Below are 16,004 nucleotides of genomic sequence, written 5' to 3'. Positions count from 1 at the left end.
TGCTTTTCGCTTCGGCGCAAAGCGTCAGACCGCGCTGCGGTGCCGCTCGATGCAAACGTCGAGCGTCTCGGCCCCGGGCCGCTGCCACCAGTCGAGGTTCGAGAAGATCTCGACTTCGCTGAAGCCCGCGAAGCCGGCCTCTTCGACCCAGCCGCGGATCTTCTTGAGCTCGACCACGCCGTCGCCCATCATCCCGCGGTCGGAGAGCAGGTCGCGCGTGGGCGTGAGCCAGTCGCAGACGTGGTACGCCAGCAGGCGTTCGCGGCCGGCACGGGCGATCTGCTGCTGCAGCTTCGGGTCCCACCAGACGTGATAGATGTCCAGCGCCACGCCGAGCATGCCGCTCTTGCCCGCGTCGAGTTCGTCGCAGAGGTCGAGCGCGTGTTCGAGCGTGTTGATGCAGGCGCGGTCGGCCGCCTGCATCGGATGCAGCGGCTCGATGGCGAGGGGCATGCCGACCTCGCGTGCGTACTCCAGCGATGCGGCGATGCCGTCGCGCACCTCGTTGCGTGCGCGTGCGATGTCGGTGTATGCGGCCTTGCCGTCGAGCGCGCCGGGGAGGGCACCGACGACCAGCACGAGACAGGGCGCGTCGAGCGTTTTCGCCTCGTCGATGGCGCGGCGGTTGTCACCGAGCGCGGCCTCCAGGCCTGCCGCGTCGGGCGCCGGGAAGAAGCCGCCGCGGCAGTAGCCCGAGAGGCCGATGCCATGCGCCTTCAACTGCTTCGCCACCTTGTCGAGCCCGACGGCCGCGACCTGGTCGCGCCAGGGGCTGATCGCGCGGATGCCGCGTTCGGCGCACTGGTCGATGATGCGGTCCAGCGGCACCTCGGCGCCCGATTGCTTCCGCACGGTCGCGGTGTTGATCGAGAGCCAGTCGTGGTTCTGCGAGAAATCGCGCATGGGCTCGCTCAGCCTTCCACGCCGTGCAGGGCCAGCAGCGTCTTCATGCGCCGAACCGCGAGTTCGGGCTGCTCCAGCAGGTTCGCTGCATCGGCCAGGCGGAACAGTTCCGTGAAGTGCTGCAGCGAGCGCGTGCTTTGCTGGCCGCCCACCATCGTGAAGTGCTTCTGGTGGCCGTTGAGCCAGGCCATGAACACCACGCCGGTCTTGTAGAAGCGCGTGGGCGCCGCGAAGATGTGGCGCGAAAGCGGCACCGTGGGGCCGAGGATCGCGTGGAACTTCTCGGTGTTGCCTTGGGCCAGTGCGCCCAATGCAGCGCTGGCTGCAGGCGCGATGGCGTCGAAGATGCCGAGCAGCGCATCGCTCTTGCCGTGCGTCGGCTCATCGCCGAAGCCGTCGCCGGCGATCAGCTCGGCGTAGTTGAAGTCGTCACCCGTGTACATGCGCACGCCCTTGGGCAGGCGGCGGCGCATCGCGATTTCCTTGTCCTTGTCGAGCAGTGAGATCTTGATGCCGTCGACCTTCTCCGGATGCGCCGCGATGATGCCCACGGCGGTGTCCATCGCCGCATCGACATCCTTCGTGCCCCAGTAGCCTGCGAGCGCCGGGTCGAACATGTCGCCCAGCCAATGCAGCACGACGGGTTGCTTCGCCTGGCTCAGGATGCGGTCGTACACGCGTTCGTAATCGGCGGGGCTCTTCGCCACGCGGGCGAGCGCGCGGCTCGCCATCACGATCAGCTTGCCGCCGAGCGCCTCGATGGCGGCCATCTGCTCCTCGTAGCCGCGGATCACGTCGTCGACGCTCTTCACCTCGTCGATGTTCAGGTGGTCGGTGCCACAACCCGAGGCGACGAGCGCACCGGCCACGTCTTTCGCCGCATCGAGCGAGCGGCGGATCAGTTCGAGCGACGTGGGCCAATCGAGGCCCATGCCGCGCTGCGCGGTGTCCATCGCCTCGGCCACGCCCAGGCCCAGCGAGAACAAGTGGCGGCGGTAGGCGATGGTGGTGTCCCAATCGACCGCCGCTTGCAGCCACGGGTCGACGGCCGCGAGCGGGTCGGCCACGACGTGCGCGGCCGAATAGGCGATGCGGTTGAACTTCACGCCCGCATCGGGCTTGACCGGCGCGGTGCCGCGCAGGTCATACGGCGCGAGCGATCCGCTCGCGGTGGGAAGGGTCAGCGAAAGTGCCATGGCAGCTTCTTCCTCAGACCTTCAGCGCGGGCACGTCGACCCAGCGGCGGTCTTTCCACGATTCGAGCGCGGCCTCGACCAGCTGCACGCCCTTGGCGCCTTCGGGCAGCGTCCACTTGTAGGGCTCGTTCTCCACCACGTGGCGAATGAAGTGCTCCCACTGGATCTTGAAGCCGTTGTCGTAGACCTGCGAGTCCGGAATCTCCTGCCACTGGTCGAAGAAATTCATCATCTGCTTCTCGTCGGGGTTCCACACCGGGCGCGGCGTGGCGACGCGCGACTGGGCGCGGCAGCTCGACAAGCCAGCCACAGCCGAGCCGTCGGTGCCGTCGACGTGGAAGGTCACGAGGTCGTCGCGGCGCACGCGCGTGACCCAGCTCATGTTGATCTGCACGATCACCGGCTCGCCGTTATGGCCCGTGAGTTCGCAGGTGGCGTAGGCCGCGTCGTCGGCGGTGGCTTCATACGGCTTGCCGGCTTCGTCCCAACGCTTGGGGATGTGCGTCGCGCCGATGCACGACACCGACTTCACCTCGCCGAACAGGTTGTCCAGCACGTAGCGCCAGTGGCACATCATGTCCAGGATCATCCCGCCGCCGTCTTCCTTGCGGTAGTTCCAGCTCGGGCGCTGGATGGGCTGCAGATCGCCTTCGAACACCCAGTAGCCGAACTCCAGGCGCACGCTGAGCATGCGGCCGAAGAAGCCGGCGCGTCGCAGCATGTCGAGCTTGCGGAGACCCGGCAGGAACAGCTTGTCCTGCACCGCGCCGTGCTTGAGGCCCGAGCCTTCGGCGAGGCGTGCGATTTCGACGGCTTCGTTCAGGTTGGTTGCGATCGGCTTCTCGCAGTAGACGTGCTTGCCGGCGCGGATCGCCTTGGCCAGCAGGGTGGGGCGCATCTGCGTGGTGCCGGCGTCGAAGAAGATGGTGTCGTCCTTGTTCTCCAGCGCCTTGTCGAGGTCGGTGCCCCAGCGTGCGATGTTGTGGGCCTTGGCGAGCGCTTCCATCTTCTCGGCATTGCGGCCGATGAGTATGGGGTCGGGCATCACCTTGTCGCCATTCGACAGCGTGACGCCGCCTTGCGCGCGGATCGCGCAGATCGAGCGGATCAGGTGCTGGTTCATGCCCATGCGGCCGGTGACGCCGTGCATGATGATTCCGAGACGTTGGGTGGCCATCGTTTTCTTCCTTGAGATTCGAGAGGGGTGCGAGAGGGGTGCTTCAGTAGACGGAACGCATGGCGTCCCACGAGATGCCGGCGCCGGGCTTGCCGGTGGCAAAGCCGGGCGCGGTGGCGAGCGAGGACAGGTCGAGCTGTCCGCCGCGGATGGCGAGGCGCGTGGCGCCGTCGCTGGTTTCGTAGAGGCCGGGGTGCAGCTTCAGCAGGGCTTGCTGCTCCGTCTCGGGCACGGCCGCGAGGCCGTTGACGTAGTGGTGGCCGTTGCGCTCGACGTGCGAGAGGCCGAGCCAGCCGACGAGCGCGAGGTCCTGCTGCACGCCGACGCCGGCCTGCATGGTGAGGTCTTCGCCGGAGAGGAAATAGCGCGATTCGCCTTCGGTTGCGTTCCAGTGCGCGCAGCGCGCCGCATTGACGACCGACTTGTAGAAGCCCTTGCAGCTCTTGCTCGAGACACCGGTGTAGCCGAGCGCGCGAGCCTGCACGAAGGCATCGAGCGTAGCGTCGGATTCGTCGATGAGCAGTGGGATTCGCTTGCCCAGTGCCGAGACGCTGCGCTCCAGCGCGGCATCGCGGCGGATCGGCTGTTCGACGAAGACGGTCTTCTGGGCGAGCTTCCACAGCACGGGCGTCGAGAGCATGCGGTCGAGGAAGACGGCGAAGTCGTCGGCATCGGTGTACTGCTCGTTGCCGTCGAGCGTCACGAGCTGCGCGTGACCATCGATCACGCGGGCGATGCGCTGGAGCCGGTCGATGTCCTGCGCGGTATTGCCGCAGAGCTTGAGCTTGAAGTGGGTGAGGCCGTAGCGCTTCACCGCCGCGGCGAGCGTGGTGGGCAGGCCGTCGGTGGGCGCATCGGGGAGGGCGTCGCTGTCGTCGATGGCATCGGCCAGGCCAACGGTGTGGCGTGCCGCGATGCTCGCGCGCGGCGACTGGCTGGCCAGGAAGGCGGGCATGTCGAAGCTTGCGAGATCGTCGGCGAGCCCGCTGCCCGCGATGTCGATGCCGCAGAGGTTGGCGATCATCGCCGCAGCGAAGCTCGTGCCGGTGTGCAGGCACAGCGCATCCATCACCGCACGGTCTATCAGCGCCGGGCCGTAGCTGGCCACGAGTGCCTGCAGGCCCTTGGCTTTTGCGCGGGCCTGCAGTCCAGCGTAGTTCGAGGCGAAGTGCGTCCACGCGGTCTGCGCATCGTCTTCGCCGACATACGCGTCACGCGCATCGCGCAGCGCAAAGCGCAGCTGCTCGAAGTTCTGTTCGTTGTTGAGGGCCGGGTTCTTGTCGAACCACTTGGGCACCATCATCTCGGCCGCGCAGCCTTCGGCCGTGCCGCCGTTCTCGAAGCGGATGCGCGCCCGCACATACACCTGCGGGCAGGCGGTGACGGTGGCGGCACCGAAGCGGAACGGCAGCCGGAGCGCCACGTCGCGCTCGGCGAAGCGGATCTCTTCGATGTGGAAACGGGGCGCGTCCATGGCTCGCGTTCAGTGGTCCAGGATGCCCTGCGAGAAGAAATGCGCGCGCACCAGCTTCGTGTACTGGCCGAACTCGGGCGAGGCCATCATGTCGAGCGTGCGGGGGCGCGGCAGGTCGATGTCGTACACGGCCGCGATCGAGCCGGGGCGCTCGCTCATCACGATCACGCGGTCCGACAGGAAGATCGCCTCGGGGATGCTGTGGGTGATGAGCATCACGGTCTTCTTCGAAGCCATCCAGATGCGCTGCAGTTCGAGGTTCATCTTCTCGCGCGTCATTGCATCGAGTGCGCCGAAGGGCTCGTCCATCAACAGCACCGAGGGGTCGTGCAGCAGCGCACGGCAGATCGACGCGCGTTGCTGCATGCCACCCGAGAGCTGCCACGGGTACTTGCCCTCGAAGCCCTTGAGGCCGGCCATCTCCATCAGCTCGCGCGCCCGGGCCTGCGAGGCCGCCTTGGGCAGGTGGCGCATTTCGGCCTGCAGCAGGATGTTGTCTTCCACGCTGCGCCAGGGCAGCAGCACGGCGCTCTGGAACACGATGCCCACGTCCTTCTGCGGCCCGCTGATCGGCTTGCCGGCCAGGGTGAGTTCACCGCCGCTGATGGGCAGCAGGCCCGCCACCATTTTCAGCAGCGTGCTCTTGCCGCAGCCCGACGGGCCGACGACGGAGACGAACTCGCCTTCCTCGATGGCGAAGTCCAGCGGCTTGAGCGATTCGACCGGGCCGTCCTTGCTTTGATAGGTCTTCGAGACGCCGCGCGCTTCGATCAGGTTGACTTGGGACATGGAGTGCGTGAGAGGTGACAGCAGCAGGTGAGCGAGCGCGCGGAGTAGAGATCAGTTCGGCAGGAAGTCGAGGGTCACGTAGTCCTCGGGCTTGCCGCGCGTGGATGCGTCCATGCCGCCGTACTGCACCAGCAGGTCGAGCGAGTCGTTCACGTTCTTCATCGCCACACGGAACGGGCGCTGGTTCGCCGTGTCCTTCGTGTGATAAAGCGCCACGCTCTGCTTCATGCCCACGATCAGCGTGTCGCGCACGCCGGCCTTCGGGTTGGCCTTGAGCATCGCGTCGACCGCAGACTCGGGGCTCTTCTCGGCGGCTTCTGCGGCCTTGGTCGAGGCGCGCATGAAGCGCTTCACGAGGTCGGGGTTCTCGGTCAGGAGGTTCTTGTTGGTGATGATTCCGGAGCTGATCTGGTTCACGCCCGAGTCGGCAAAGCGGATCGGCGTCACGGGCTTGCCGGTGGCGTCCTGCAGCTTGATGGCCTGGTCCATCACGTAGCCCAGCAGCAGGTCGGCCTGGCCGTTCGTCACCGCATTGAGCTTGGTCTGGCCGTCGCCCGAGACGATCTTCACCTGGTCGGGCTTGATGTCGTTCACCTTGAGGAAGAGCGGCCACATCTGCGACATCGAATCGCCCGGCGTCACGGCCACGGTCTTGCCGATGATGTCCTTGGGCGTCTTGATGTTCTTCTCGCTGAAGCCCATGACCGACATCGGGCTCACCTGGAACAGCACGCCGGTCGACTTGAGCGGCGCGCCCTTCGCGGCGGCCTTGATCATCGTGGTGACGTCGATGTAGCCGAAGGTCGCCGACTTGGCGGCCACCGCCTGCGCGGTGACGGCGGAGCCGCGGCCTTCCTGGATGTCGAGGTCGATGCCTTCCTCGGCGTAGAAGCCCTTTTCCTTGCCGAGGAAGAAGGGTGCGTGCTCGCTGTAGAGATACCAGTTGAGCATCAGCGTGACCTTGTCCTTGGGCTTCTCGGCCTGGGCATGGGCGGGTGCGATGGCGAAGGTCGCAAGGGCCGTGACGGCGACGGCGAGCATCGAGGGAAGCAGTTTCTTCATGGCGGTTGTCTCCGGGAGTTTTTTGGATATGACGAAGGAACTCATTGCACGTGGCGCTGCGAGGCGTGCCACGGGATCATCAAACGCTCGACCAGGTCGACCGCGACGAAAAGGACCACGCCGATGCTCGACAAAACCACCAGCGCGGCGAACATCAAGGGCAGGTCGAAGTTGCCGTTGGCCACTTGCAGCACGTAGCCGATGCCCGAGTTGGACCCGACGAATTCGCCGACCACGGCACCCACGACGGCCAGCGTGACCGACACCTTCAGGCCACTGAAGATCGCGGGCAGCGCCTGCGGCAGGCTGATCTTGAAGAAGGTCTGCAGGCGGCTCGCGCCCATCGAGCGGGCGAGGTCGAGCATGTCGGGCTCGACCGACTTGAAGCCCATCACCGTGGACACCACCACCGGGAAGAAACCCAGCAGGAAGGCGCTGATCACCTTGGGCAGGATGCCGAAGCCGAACCACACCACGAACAGCGGCGCGATCGCCACCTTCGGAATGCTCTGCGAGAACACCAGCAGCGGATACACGTACGACTCGACCAGCCGCGAGTAGGCGATGACCATCGCGATCGGAATGCCGATGAGGATCGTGAGGCCGAAGCCGCCGAGCGTGGCGAGCGTCGTCTTCCAGCTTTCGCTGAGCAGGCGCGGCCATTCGGCGACGAGTTGCTTGACCACCTCCCACGGCGGCGGGATCAGGTAGGCCGGGATCTTGAAGAGCCGGATCACGAGGTCCCACAGCACCAGCAGCAACAGGATCAGCAGGAACGGCCGCAGGGCCGGGGAGAGCAGGAGCTTGCGGAGCATGGAGACGACTCGGATCTTTCTCGGCGCGGGCGGGCTTTTTTTACTGCTGGACCTGCAGGCCCGCGGCCTTCACGAGCTGCGCATTGCTCGCGATCTCTTCCTTGATGTAGGCGTCGAACTGCTCGGGCTTGAGCGTCCACGCGTCGGCGCCGAGCTTGAGGAAGCGCTCCTTCACCTCGGGCGTGGCGAGGGCCTTGGCCACTTCGTCGTGCAAGCGGTTGACGATGTCGCGCGGCGTCTTGGCGGGCGCCATCATCCCGATCCAGAAGTTGAACTCGGAGCCGGGCACGCCGGCCTCGGTGGTGGTGGGCACGTCGGGGAGAGCCGCCGCGCGCTTGGGCGAACCGACGGCGAGTGCGAGCAGTTGGCCTTCCTTGATCTGGCCGATCACCGGGGCGATGGGCGAGAAGTAGTAGTCGACGCGGCCCGAGAGCACTTCGGTCACGGCCTCGCCCGATCCCTTGAAGGGGATGTTGGTCGCATCGATCTTCGCGGCCATCTTGAACTTCTCGGCGTTCAGGTGCGTGGCGCTGCCCTGGCCGGCCGAAGCGAAGTTCATGCTGCCCGGCTTGGCGCGTGCCGCGGCCAGCAGTTGCGGCAGCGTCTTGATGTTCTTCGAGGGCGAGATGACCAGCGCGTTGGGCAGCGAGGAGATCGGCGTGATGCCGGCGAAGTCGCCCACCGTGTCGAACGGCAGCTTGGCGAAGGTCGACGGGCTCACCGTGTGCGACGACGAATGGATCATGACCGTGTAGCCGTCCGGCGCGGCCGTGGCCACGGCCTGCTGGCCGATGGTGCCGCTCGCGCCGCCGCGGTTGTCGATGACCAGCGTCTGGCCCATGCTCTGGCTCATCTTGTCGGCGATGGCGCGGGCAATGATGTCCGTGGTGCTGCCGGCCGCAAAGGGAACGATCACGCGGATCGGCTTGGTCGGGTAGCCGTTCTGCGCGGATGCAACGCCTGGCATCAGTGCGGCCAGGCCGGTGAGCGCAGCGAATGCGGTGAGGGTGGCGGTGTTGCGTGCGAGTCGCTTCATGGTTCTTTGTCTCCGCGCGGTCGGGCCGCTGTCTTGAATCGGTTCAATTCACCAATAAGTGAATTAGCGATTTTAGGAACGGCTGCGCCGCAGCGTCAACCGACGCCGCCTAGTGAATACCCGGAGGAGGTTTTGGAGCGTCCGCGCTCAGCGCAGGACGTAGCCCAGGACCAGGTCGGTCATGTGCGAGAGGCGTTGCGCCATCGCCTTGGGCGCACGCAGGTCACGGCCGAAGATGGCCGAGAGCGTGTGGTTGTTCGAGAGGTAGAAGTAGCAGAGCGACGCGATCGAGATGTAGAGCTGCACCGGGTCCACGCCCGCGTGGAACAGGTTCTCGCGCCGGCCGCGCTCGAGCACTGTGTCGAGCAGTTGCACGAGTGGCGAGTTCATTTCCTGGATGCGCTCGGAGCGCTTCAGGTGCGCGGCGCGATGCAGGTTCTCGCTGTTGAGCAGCGTGATGAACTCGGGGTGTTCGAGGTAGTAGTGCCAGGTGAACGACACGAGCTGGCGGATCGCCTCGACCGGCTCGATCTCGTCCAGGTGCAGCCGCTGCTCGGCTTCGCGGATGTCGGCATAGGTGCGTTCGAGCACCGCGAGGAACAGGTCGTCCTTGCTGCCGAAGTAGTAGTAGATGAGGCGCTTGTTCAGGCCCGCGCGCGTCGCGATGCTGTCCATGCGCGCGCCCGCCAGGCCCAGCTGCGAGAACTCCTCGCGGGCCGCGGCGAGGATGGCGAGCTGCGAGCGGTCGGCATCGCGCGAGCGCGGCTCTAGCGTCTCGATCGGGGAATCCTTCGGTGCCTTCATGGCGCGAATTTAACCATTTGGGGAATTAACGCAAGGCGTGAGGAGCAGACGCACATAATTGCCGGAGACATTGCAGCTGAGGTTCGACTTCTCATGAGTACATCACAACCCGCAGGCCGCCTGATCGTCGAGTGCCTGATCGCGCAGGGCATGGAGATCGCGTTCGGCGTGCCGGGGGAAAGCTTCCTCGCCGTGCTCGACGGCTTTCATGCGTATGGCGACCGCGCGCGCTTCATCGTGAACCGGCAGGAGGGCGGCGCGGCCTTCATGGCCGAGGCGCACGGCAAGCTGACGGGGCGGCCGGGCGTGTGCTTCGTCACCCGCGGGCCGGGCGCCACCAACGCATCGATCGGCGTGCACAACGCGTTTCAGGACTCGACGCCGATGGTGCTGTTCGTGGGCGACGTCGGCAGCGACTTCCGCGACCGCGAGGCTTTCCAGGAAGTCGACTACGGCAGCTTCTTCGGGCCGAGCACGAAGGGCTTCGCCAAGCGCGTGGAGCGCATCGACGATGCGGACCGCATTCCCGAATACGTGGCGCGCGCCTTTGCCACGGCGATGAACGGGCGGCCGGGGCCGGTCGTGCTGGTGCTGCCCGAGGACATGCTGCGTTCGGAGACTTCGGCGCGGCCGTTGCCGCGCGTGGAGACGGTGCAGCCGTGGAGCGATCCGGGTGCGCTGCGGACCTTGCGCCAACTGTTGTTGAAGTCCGAGCGGCCGCTGGTGATTGCCGGCGGCGGTGGCTGGACGACGCAGGCCGCGCAGGCGCTGCAGCGCTTTGCCGAAAACTGGCGCCTGCCTGTGGCGAACGCCTTCCGCTACCAGGACACTTTCGACAACCACCATCCGCTGTACGCGGGCGATGTCGGCATCGCGATCAATCCGAAGCTAGCGCAGCGTGTGAAGGATGCGGACCTGATCCTCGCGATCGGCCCGCGTCTCGGCGAGATGACGACGGGCGGCTACACGCTGCTCGAAGCGCCGAAGGCGAAGCAGGTGCTGGTGCACATCCATGCGAGCGCCGAGGAGCTGAACCGCGTCTACCGGGCCGACCTGGCGATCAACGCAGGCATGAGTGCCGCGGCGCGCAGCCTCGAGGTGCTGAGCGCGCCGCCGACCTTGCCGTGGGAGGAATGGACCGAACAGGCGCATGCGGACTACGAAGCCAACCTCGTGCCCCAGGCGCTGGCCGGCATGCCGGCCGAGACGCCGCGCGGCCCGGTCGACATGGCCGCGGTCGTCGCGCTGCTGCAAAAGCACCTGCCGCCGGATGCGGCCATCACCAACGGCGCCGGCAATTTCGCGAGCTGGGTGCATCGCTACTTTCGCTATCACGGGCTCGCCAAGGGGCGCAAGACGCAGCTGGCGCCGACCAGCGGTGCGATGGGCTATGGCGTGCCGGCCGGCATTGCCGCGAACCTGGCGACGGGGCGCGTGGCCTTCACGATCGCGGGCGACGGCGATTTCCTGATGACGGGCCAGGAGCTGGCGACGGCCGCGCAGCACGGCGGGAAGAGCATCGTCGTGCTGCTCAACAACGGCATGTTCGGCACGATCCGAATGCACCAGGAGCGCGAGTACCCGGAGCGCACCAGCGGCACCGCGCTGCGCAACCCCGACTTCTGCGGTCTCGCTCGCGCCTACGGCTATGCGGCCGAGCGCGTAACGGAGACCGCGCAGTTCGAAGCAGCGCTGCTGCGCGCGCTGGCGGCCGACACGGGCACGCTGATCGAGATTCCGCTGGACCCCGAGGTGATCACCACGCGCGGGACGCTGGGCTCGATCAGGCGCGCGGCGCAGCAGCAGGCGCGGAACTGATGAGCGCCGCGCGGTGACGGGCCACCTCGTCGCGCAGCGCGGGCGAGCGCAACTCGAACACATCGAACAGGCCGAGCGCTTCGAGCGCGGGCAGCAGCGCGATCAGGTCGCGCTCGGCGGCTTGCGTCGCTTCGGCGGTTGCGTTGGGGTCCTGCAGCAGCTGCGCGTTGGCGAGGAAGGCGGCGACCGATCCTTTGCGCAACTGGAGTCCATTCCTGAGGACGAAGTCTTGGCCGTCGGGCAATACGTCTTGGGCTTGCATGTGTGTTCCTTTGAAGGCGTTGTGAAGATGAGTTCGATGCTAGGCAGCGGGCCACTTCGCGGCTTGCGGCGCGGGGCCAATCGATACCTCCGGCGGGCCAGGCATGGCGGCTGAGGCGCCCGTCAGGCTCTGGATCAACACGTACGAGGCGCCGCGCGTCACGGGCCATCACGCGCACGAGACCGGCCAATTGTTCGCCTTGCGCGAGGGGCTGCAGGTCATCGAGACGCCCTCGGGACGCTGGGTGCAGCCGCCGGGATGGATCGGCTGGATTGCGCCGCGCTGCGCGCATGCGGCGCAGAGCTTCGGCGCCACGGCGGGCTGGAGCCTGCACATCGATCCGGCGATGGCGGCAGGCCTGCCCGACGGGCCGCATGTGTTTGCGACGACGACGTTGATGCGGGCGCTGATCGACCAACTGACGGCGCTCGATGGTGCATCGTCGGCGGTTGTCGAAGAGCGTCGTGAGCGGCTTGTCGGTGTGCTGCTCGATGAACTCGCAGCGAGTGCAAAGCCGTCGCTGCATCTGCCGATGCCGCAGGACAAACGCCTGGCAGCGATGGCCGCTGCGCTGGCGAACGATCCCGCGATGCCCGACACGATCGACCAGTGGGTCGATCGCATCGGCATGGCGCGCCGCACGCTCACGCGTCGCTTTGCGGTCGAAACCGGATTGAGCTTCGCGCAATGGCGGCAGCAATCGCGCTTGCTGAAGGCCGTCGAACTGCTGAGCCTTGGCGAGTCCGTCACGGCTGTCGCGTTGACGGTGGGCTACAGCTCGGTGAGCGCGTTCATCGAGACCTTCCGCAAGAACTTCGGCTGCACGCCTGCGCGTTTTTTCGAGGGAGGGATGGCCTTGCCGCAGGCGAAAAAAAAGCCGGCATGAGCCGGCTTCTTGATTCAGGAGCGCGAGGCCCCTGAGCGCTTACTTGACGTGCTTGCCGATCAGGGCAGCCAGTTCGAACATCGACACTTGCGACTTGCCGAAGATTTCCTTCAGCTTGGCGTCGGCGTTGATGTTGCGCTTGTTGGCCTTGTCTTGAAGGTTGTTCTTCTTGATGTAGTCCCACAGCTTGCTCACGACAGCGGTGCGCGGCAGAGGCGTCGAGCCGACCACGGCAGCGAGTGCCGGGCTGGGGGTCAGTGCCTTCATGAACGCAGCGTTGGGCGTGCGCTTCTTGGCGGGAGCTGCCTTCTTTGCAGGAGCTGCCTTCTTCGCCGGTGCGGCCTTCTTCGCAGGAGCAGCAGCCTTCTTTGCGGGAGCTGCCTTCTTCGCCGGTGCAGCCTTCTTCGCAGGAGCAGCAGCCTTCTTTGCGGGAGCGGCCTTCTTTGCCGGAGCTTTCTTGGCCGGAGCCTTCTTTGCAGTTGCCATGGTTGATTTCCTTTTTTGGTTGAACATTCACCAATGAAAAACTTGCGTCTCCAGTGGCAATGCGGATGCTAAAGGAGAAAAAACGCGTTTCCAAGGGAAAAAACGGTTTTTTCATTGGGAGTTGTTGTTTTTTCAGAGGAGAGAAGCGTCGCTTTTCACCTTCGACGCCCAGGCCAGGTCGCGAGCACCACGCCTGCGAGTGCAAGCGCGAACGCGATCAGCTGCGGCCCGGAGAGGTTTTCGCCGAGCACGAGCACGCCCACGAGGGCCGCACTGACGGGCAGCAGCACTGCGAAAACTCCAGCCTGTGCAGCGGGAACATGGCGCAGGCCCGTCATCCAGAGCCACACCGTCCAGATGCTCGCGGCGAGCGCGTAGGCCACGAGGAGCACCCACATGCCGCCGCGCACCGCGCCGAAATCGAACGACAGCGCGAACCAGATGCCCAGGGGCGTCGAGAGCACGAAGCCCCAGAGGTTGATGAGCGACGCGATGCGCTTGGGTCCGACTCGCCCGGTGAGCGACTTGCCGATCACCACATACGCGGCCTCGCAGAGCACCGCGCAGAACACCAGCAAGTTGCCGAGCCACGGCGTCGACGACTTGGCTGCGTCGGGCGAAGCCGGCGCATGCGCGGGGCTGAGCGCCAGCAGGCCGATGCCGAATGCAGCGCACGCGATGGCCAGACCGATGCGCACCGTGATGCGCTCGCGCAGAAAGAGCCAGCTCGCCAACGCAACCATCGCGGGGATCGACGCCATGATCACGCCCGCCGAGACCGCGCTCGTGATGCTCACGCCGAACAGCATGCAGATGGAGAACAGGAAGTTGCCGAGAAATGATTCGAGGAAGACGAGTCCGCGGGTGCGCGCTGTCATCGGTGCTTCGTCCGCGCCGCGCTTGAGCCAGTGGGGCATCGCCAGCGCGGCGATGCCGAAGCGCAGCCATGCAAGCAGCAACACCGGAAAGGCAGCAACGAGAGGTTTCGAAAGGGCAACGTAGGCGCCAACGAGCGACATGCTCAGGGCGAGGCAGCCGTAGGCCACGAGACGGCCGGACGCGGGGGCAGCGGAGTTCAATAGACTGAAGTTTTGTTGTTGCGGAAGAAAGCGGATTCGATGATGCCCCACGTTTTTGTCTACGGCACGCTGCGCCGGCATGGGCGCAACGACATCGCGCGCTATCGGCCTTCGCCTGTGTTCGTCGGCGAGGCGAGCATTGACGGGACGCTGTACGACCTTGGCGCTTATCCAGGCGTCGTGCTCGGCGGCGTGGGGCGCGTGAAGGGCGAGGTCTATCGCGTAGAGCCCGAAGTCGAGGCGGCGCTCGATCTGCTGGAAGAAGTGGCCGAGGACGATTCGGGTGAATACATCAAGCGCAGGGTTCGTGTGGCGGTCGGCGCGCAGTGGCTCGATTGCTTGGTCTATGAGATCCATCCTTCGCGGATCGAAGGGCGTGCGGTGATCGGCGGCGGCGGCGATTGGATTGCACATGCCGCGCAGAAATCGCCGGCGTTTTCACCACAGAAAGAGTGATTGCACATCGTGGAAGAGGTGACTGTTGCGGCGCAATATTTTTTCTCAATATGAGAAAAATAATTTCGCATTGAGAGATATATCCATAAGTCGTTGATTTTATTGATTGAAAAATATGTCTTCTATAAGACATAAGAGTCTGCGATCGAAGTACAGTTGATGCCAAGGCCGCAGCGCCCAACCGCTTTCAACCTTCAATCAACCTCACGGAGTGACCATGCCCCAGACCCTCACAGAACAACTGAGCCGCGAACAACAAATTGCCGCCCTCGAAAAAGACTGGGCCACCAATCCGCGCTGGAAGGGCGTCAAGCGCGGCTACAGCGCGGCCGACGTGGTTCGCCTTCGCGGCTCTTTTCCCATCGAGCAGACGCTGGCCCGCCGCGGTGCCGAGAAGCTCTGGGACAAGATCAACGGCGGCGCGAAGAAGGGCTACGTGAACGCATTCGGCGCCATCTCCGCCGGCCAGGCCATGCAGCAGGCCAAGGCAGGCTTGGAAGCCGTGTACCTGTCGGGCTGGCAGGTCGCCGCCGATGGCAACACGTCCGAGACGATGTACCCCGACCAGTCGCTGTACGCCTACGATTCGGTGCCGACGATGGTCCGCCGCATCAACAACACCTTCAAGCGCGCCGATGAAATCCAGTGGGGCCGCGGCATCAACCCGGGCGACAAGGAATTCATCGACTACTTCCTGCCGATCGTGGCCGATGCCGAAGCCGGTTTCGGCGGCGTGCTGAACGCCTTCGAACTCATGAAGAACATGATTGCTTCCGGCGCCGCCGGCGTGCACTTCGAAGACCAACTGGCTGCCGTGAAGAAGTGCGGCCACATGGGCGGCAAGGTGCTCGTGCCGACGCACGAAGCGTGCGAGAAGCTGATTTCCGCGCGTTTCGCCGCCGACGTTATGGGCGTGCCGACCATTGTTCTGGCCCGCACCGACGCGGAAGCCGCCAACCTGATCACGTCCGATCACGACGCGAACGACAAGCCTTTCCTGACCGGCGAGCGCACGCAGGAAGGCTTCTACCGGGTCAAGAACGGCCTGGAGCAGGCCATCAGCCGCGGCGTGGCTTACGCGCCCTACGCGGACCTCGTGTGGTGCGAAACCGGTGTGCCCGATATCGGCTTCGCCCGCGAATTCGCGCAAGCCGTGCACGCCGCCTGCCCCGGCAAGCTGCTCTCGTACAACTGCTCGCCGTCGTTCAACTGGAAGAAGAACCTTGACGACAAGCAGATCGCTTCGTTCCAGGAAGACCTCTCGGAGCTGGGCTACAAGTACCAGTTCATCACGCTGGCCGGCATCCACATCAACTGGTACAACACCTTCCAGTTCGCCCATGCGTACGCTAACGGCGAAGGCATGAAGCACTACGTCAACATGGTGCAGGAACCCGAGTTCGCCGCACGCGACAAGGGCTACACCTTCGTGTCGCACCAGCAGGAAGTCGGCGCGGGCTACTTCGACGACGTGACCACCGTGATCCAGGGCGGTTCGTCAAGCGTGAAGGCTCTGTCGGGTTCGACCGAGGAAGAGCAGTTCCACTGATCTGCCGACGCAGTTTTTCGCTGTCACTCTCAAGCCCGGCCGTGTGCCGGGCTTTTTTTTGTGGCGTTTCATCGGCGGGGCCGGAGGAGGCTGCTGCGACAGTTCGAGCGGCCAGAAGTTAGAATCGCCGCCTCTGCACTCAACAAGAGCGAGAAAGGCACCTTGGTTATGACACCGCGAACTACTCCGCAAGGATCGAGCGGCTTTTTCTT

The 16,004-nt window shown here is 65.3% G+C and carries 16 protein-coding genes; 4 read left to right on the top strand and 12 right to left on the bottom strand.

Annotated elements, in window-relative coordinates; genetic code table 11:
* Positions 1-24: 24 nt before the first annotated feature.
* From VARPA_RS19770 to VARPA_RS19730, 9 genes are all read right to left on the bottom strand, one after another.
* Positions 25-903, bottom strand: a complete 879-nt coding sequence (locus VARPA_RS19770; protein WP_013542353.1) for a sugar phosphate isomerase/epimerase family protein — start codon at positions 901-903, stop codon at positions 25-27.
* An 8-nt stretch (positions 904-911) separates the two neighbouring features.
* Positions 912-2,099, bottom strand: a complete 1,188-nt coding sequence (locus VARPA_RS19765) for a dihydrodipicolinate synthase family protein (protein WP_013542352.1) — start codon at positions 2,097-2,099, stop codon at positions 912-914.
* Positions 2,100-2,112: 13 nt separating this feature from the next.
* Positions 2,113-3,276, bottom strand: a complete 1,164-nt coding sequence (locus tag VARPA_RS19760; RefSeq protein WP_013542351.1) for a Gfo/Idh/MocA family protein — start codon at positions 3,274-3,276, stop codon at positions 2,113-2,115.
* Between the two features lie 43 nt (positions 3,277-3,319).
* Positions 3,320-4,750: an enolase C-terminal domain-like protein gene (locus VARPA_RS19755; protein ID WP_013542350.1), complete on the bottom strand. Its 1,431-nt coding sequence runs from the start codon at positions 4,748-4,750 to the stop codon at positions 3,320-3,322.
* A gap of 9 nt (positions 4,751-4,759) precedes the next feature.
* Positions 4,760-5,539 (bottom strand): ABC transporter ATP-binding protein, encoded by a 780-nt coding sequence (locus tag VARPA_RS19750; RefSeq protein WP_013542349.1) that lies wholly within the window; start codon positions 5,537-5,539, stop codon positions 4,760-4,762.
* A gap of 51 nt (positions 5,540-5,590) precedes the next feature.
* Positions 5,591-6,601 carry an ABC transporter substrate-binding protein gene (locus VARPA_RS19745; RefSeq protein WP_013542348.1) on the bottom strand — a complete coding sequence of 337 codons (1,011 nt, stop codon included), beginning with the start codon at positions 6,599-6,601 and terminating at the stop codon, positions 5,591-5,593.
* Between the two features lie 41 nt (positions 6,602-6,642).
* Positions 6,643-7,416 carry an ABC transporter permease gene (locus VARPA_RS19740; RefSeq protein ID WP_013542347.1) on the bottom strand — a complete coding sequence of 258 codons (774 nt, stop codon included), beginning with the start codon at positions 7,414-7,416 and terminating at the stop codon, positions 6,643-6,645.
* Between the two features lie 40 nt (positions 7,417-7,456).
* On the bottom strand, positions 7,457-8,452 hold the full coding sequence (locus VARPA_RS19735; protein ID WP_013542346.1) for a tripartite tricarboxylate transporter substrate binding protein: 996 nt from the start codon (positions 8,450-8,452) through the stop codon (positions 7,457-7,459).
* Between the two features lie 147 nt (positions 8,453-8,599).
* A complete protein-coding gene (locus VARPA_RS19730) occupies positions 8,600-9,256 on the bottom strand; it encodes a TetR/AcrR family transcriptional regulator (RefSeq protein WP_013542345.1) in 657 nt (218 codons plus the stop codon).
* Positions 9,257-9,349: 93 nt separating this feature from the next.
* On the opposite strand from VARPA_RS19730, the gene VARPA_RS19725 reads away from it, so the two are divergent.
* On the top strand, positions 9,350-11,074 hold the full coding sequence (locus tag VARPA_RS19725) for a thiamine pyrophosphate-binding protein (protein ID WP_013542344.1): 1,725 nt from the start codon (positions 9,350-9,352) through the stop codon (positions 11,072-11,074).
* On the opposite strand, the gene VARPA_RS19720 is transcribed toward VARPA_RS19725, so the two are convergent.
* Entirely contained in the window at positions 11,040-11,336 is a 297-nt protein-coding gene (locus VARPA_RS19720; protein ID WP_013542343.1) for a hypothetical protein, read from the bottom strand. The two genes, VARPA_RS19725 and VARPA_RS19720, sit on opposite strands and share 35 nt — an antisense overlap.
* Positions 11,337-11,439: 103 nt before the next feature.
* Here VARPA_RS19720 and VARPA_RS19715 point away from each other — a divergent pair, with 103 nt between their 5' ends.
* Positions 11,440-12,222 (top strand): helix-turn-helix transcriptional regulator, encoded by a 783-nt coding sequence (locus VARPA_RS19715; protein ID WP_013542342.1) that lies wholly within the window; start codon positions 11,440-11,442, stop codon positions 12,220-12,222.
* A 39-nt stretch (positions 12,223-12,261) separates the two neighbouring features.
* Here the strand turns inward: VARPA_RS19715 and VARPA_RS19710 are convergent, their stop codons facing one another.
* Positions 12,262-12,708 carry an SWIB/MDM2 domain-containing protein gene (locus VARPA_RS19710; protein ID WP_013542341.1) on the bottom strand — a complete coding sequence of 149 codons (447 nt, stop codon included), beginning with the start codon at positions 12,706-12,708 and terminating at the stop codon, positions 12,262-12,264.
* Between the two features lie 155 nt (positions 12,709-12,863).
* A complete protein-coding gene (locus VARPA_RS19705; protein ID WP_013542340.1) occupies positions 12,864-13,787 on the bottom strand; it encodes a DMT family transporter in 924 nt (307 codons plus the stop codon).
* Positions 13,788-13,826: 39 nt separating this feature from the next.
* Between VARPA_RS19705 and VARPA_RS19700 the strand changes: the two genes are divergently transcribed.
* Together VARPA_RS19700 and aceA are read left to right on the top strand one after the other, a co-directional pair.
* On the top strand, positions 13,827-14,243 hold the full coding sequence (locus VARPA_RS19700) for a gamma-glutamylcyclotransferase family protein (protein ID WP_041942965.1): 417 nt from the start codon (positions 13,827-13,829) through the stop codon (positions 14,241-14,243).
* A gap of 217 nt (positions 14,244-14,460) precedes the next feature.
* Positions 14,461-15,792: an isocitrate lyase gene (gene aceA / locus VARPA_RS19695; protein ID WP_013542338.1), complete on the top strand. Its 1,332-nt coding sequence runs from the start codon at positions 14,461-14,463 to the stop codon at positions 15,790-15,792.
* The last annotated feature ends 212 nt before the right edge of the window (positions 15,793-16,004 follow it).

Source organism: Variovorax paradoxus EPS, from assembly GCF_000184745.1.
In the GTDB taxonomy this organism is placed as follows: domain Bacteria; phylum Pseudomonadota; class Gammaproteobacteria; order Burkholderiales; family Burkholderiaceae_C; genus Variovorax; species Variovorax paradoxus_C.
This window is presented reverse-complemented; position numbering and strand designations above follow the sequence as displayed.

Coding starts and splice junctions, on each gene's coding strand:
- VARPA_RS19730 (WP_013542345.1), bottom strand. CDS start 9,256: ATGAAGGCACCGAAGGATTCCCCGATCGAGACGCTAGAGCCGCGCTCG.
- VARPA_RS19770 (WP_013542353.1), bottom strand. CDS start 903: ATGCGCGATTTCTCGCAGAACCACGACTGGCTCTCGATCAACACCGCG.
- VARPA_RS19710 (WP_013542341.1), bottom strand. CDS start 12,708: ATGGCAACTGCAAAGAAGGCTCCGGCCAAGAAAGCTCCGGCAAAGAAG.
- VARPA_RS19750 (WP_013542349.1), bottom strand. CDS start 5,539: ATGTCCCAAGTCAACCTGATCGAAGCGCGCGGCGTCTCGAAGACCTAT.
- VARPA_RS19735 (WP_013542346.1), bottom strand. CDS start 8,452: ATGAAGCGACTCGCACGCAACACCGCCACCCTCACCGCATTCGCTGCG.
- VARPA_RS19720 (WP_013542343.1), bottom strand. CDS start 11,336: ATGCAAGCCCAAGACGTATTGCCCGACGGCCAAGACTTCGTCCTCAGG.
- VARPA_RS19740 (WP_013542347.1), bottom strand. CDS start 7,416: ATGCTCCGCAAGCTCCTGCTCTCCCCGGCCCTGCGGCCGTTCCTGCTG.
- VARPA_RS19755 (WP_013542350.1), bottom strand. CDS start 4,750: ATGGACGCGCCCCGTTTCCACATCGAAGAGATCCGCTTCGCCGAGCGC.
- VARPA_RS19725 (WP_013542344.1), top strand. CDS start 9,350: ATGAGTACATCACAACCCGCAGGCCGCCTGATCGTCGAGTGCCTGATC.
- VARPA_RS19760 (WP_013542351.1), bottom strand. CDS start 3,276: ATGGCCACCCAACGTCTCGGAATCATCATGCACGGCGTCACCGGCCGC.
- VARPA_RS19715 (WP_013542342.1), top strand. CDS start 11,440: ATGGCGGCTGAGGCGCCCGTCAGGCTCTGGATCAACACGTACGAGGCG.
- VARPA_RS19745 (WP_013542348.1), bottom strand. CDS start 6,601: ATGAAGAAACTGCTTCCCTCGATGCTCGCCGTCGCCGTCACGGCCCTT.
- VARPA_RS19700 (WP_041942965.1), top strand. CDS start 13,827: ATGATGCCCCACGTTTTTGTCTACGGCACGCTGCGCCGGCATGGGCGC.
- aceA (WP_013542338.1), top strand. CDS start 14,461: ATGCCCCAGACCCTCACAGAACAACTGAGCCGCGAACAACAAATTGCC.
- VARPA_RS19765 (WP_013542352.1), bottom strand. CDS start 2,099: ATGGCACTTTCGCTGACCCTTCCCACCGCGAGCGGATCGCTCGCGCCG.